The sequence below is a fragment of the Pelomicrobium sp. genome (assembly GCF_036803785.1).
In the GTDB taxonomy this organism is placed as follows: domain Bacteria; phylum Pseudomonadota; class Gammaproteobacteria; order Burkholderiales; family UBA6910; genus Pelomicrobium.
The window spans coordinates 1-1,676 of the sequence record NZ_DAIRTR010000256.1 but is presented as its reverse complement, the minus strand read 5'-3'; the positions used below and the strand labels follow the sequence as shown (position 1 = coordinate 1,676).

Here is a 1,676-nt window from a genome sequence, read left to right as displayed (position 1 = left end):
GAGGACTCATGGACGACCGCAGGGCGGGGAGCCGGGAAGCATGGGCAATCGCGGTCCTCTCGGTGGAGTACGGGCTGACCGCCTGCGAAAACTTATACCGCAATCCCGGCGGCCACGGCAAACGGGACCTGGGCTTTATAATGAGCTGCCCGCGCCCTGGCAACCAGGGGCCGGATGCAGATCCCCATGGAACATGCCCACACCCTTTCCGAAGCCTCCGCCTGGGTGAAGCGCTGGGCTCGGCTGATCCCCGCCGGTGGCACCGTTCTGGACGTGGCGGCGGGCAGCGGCCGGCACGCTCTTTATTTCGCCCGCCTGGGCTACCGGGTGGAGGCGGTGGATCGGGATGCCGTGGTATTGCAAACTCTGGCAGGGGCGCCGGGGGTCACGGTGCGGGTCGCCGACCTGGAAGGAGGACCTTGGCCCTATGCCGGACGGCGTTTCGAGGGGATCGTGGTCACCCACTACCTCCACCGGCCCTTGTTCCCCTGCTTGCTCGAGGCCCTCGGGGAACGAGGCGTGCTCATCTACGAGACTTTCGCGGTGGGCAACGAGCGCTACGGGCGTCCCAGTAATCCGGCGTTCCTGCTGCGGCCGGGGGAGCTGCTCGCGGTCTTTGGCAGCGCGCTGCAAGTGGTGGCCTACGAGGCCGGACGAGTGAGCGTCCCGAAACCCGCAGTCCTCCAGCGCCTGTGCGCGGTGCGCTGCGCCGAACCAGTGGACCTGGAACCCACTCAACCGGGGGATTGCATCAGGGCGTATGCGGCGGGGCAAAAGAGGCGGCATTCCGTTTCACCAGGCGGCTGAATTGGCTACAATGGCCCCCTTTCTAGGCGCTAACCCATGATCAAAGGCAGTCTCGTTGCCATCGTCACCCCCATGCACGACGATGGCAGCCTGGACCTGGAGCGTTACCGCGCGCTCATTGACTGGCACATCGCGCAAGGCACCGACGGTATCGTGGTGGTGGGCACCACGGGGGAATCGCCCACGGTGGATTTCGACGAGCACCGTACCCTGATCCGGGTAGCGGTGGAGCACGCGGCGGGGCGCATTCCCATCGTCGCCGGTACGGGGGCCAACGCCACGCGGGAGGCCATCGAGCTGGCAGCCTATGCCCGGGAAGCCGGCGCCGACGCGAGCCTGTCGGTGGTGCCCTACTACAACAAGCCCACCCAAGAGGGGCTGTACCGGCACTTCAAAGCCATCGCCGAAGCGGTGGACATGCCCCACATCCTCTACAACGTGCCCGGCCGGACGGTGGCCGACCTCTCCAACGACACGGTGTTGCGCCTGGCCGAGCTTCCCAACATCGTGGGCATCAAGGATGCCACCGGGAACTTGGAGCGGGGGGCGGATCTGCTGCGGCGCGCGCCGCGGGACTTCGCCGTCTATAGCGGCGATGACGCCACGGCGCTGGCCCTCCTGCTGTTGGGCGGCCACGGGGTGATCTCCGTTACCGCCAACGTGGCGCCTCGGCTCATGCACGAGATGTGCGTGGCCGCGTTCGAGGGGAACCTGAGCCGCGCTCGGGAGATCAACAATCGATTGATGGGGCTGCACAAGGATCTGTTCATCGAAGCGAACCCAATCCCGGTGAAGTGGGCCGTTGCCCAGCTGGGGCTCATCCACGAGGGCATTCGCCTCCCCTTGACGCCTCTCGCCCCCCAGTATCA

The 1,676-nt window shown here is 66.6% G+C and carries 2 protein-coding genes; both read left to right on the top strand.

Annotated elements, in window-relative coordinates; genetic code table 11:
• Positions 1 to 186 precede the first annotated feature (186 nt).
• Positions 187 to 807 (top strand): class I SAM-dependent methyltransferase, encoded by a 621-nt coding sequence (locus tag V7Q81_RS15995; RefSeq protein WP_333845323.1) that lies wholly within the window; start codon positions 187 to 189, stop codon positions 805 to 807.
• A 36-nt stretch (positions 808 to 843) separates the two neighbouring features.
• On the top strand, positions 844 to 1,676 hold an 833-nt coding region (gene dapA, locus V7Q81_RS15990), incomplete at its 3' end, for a 4-hydroxy-tetrahydrodipicolinate synthase (protein WP_333845321.1).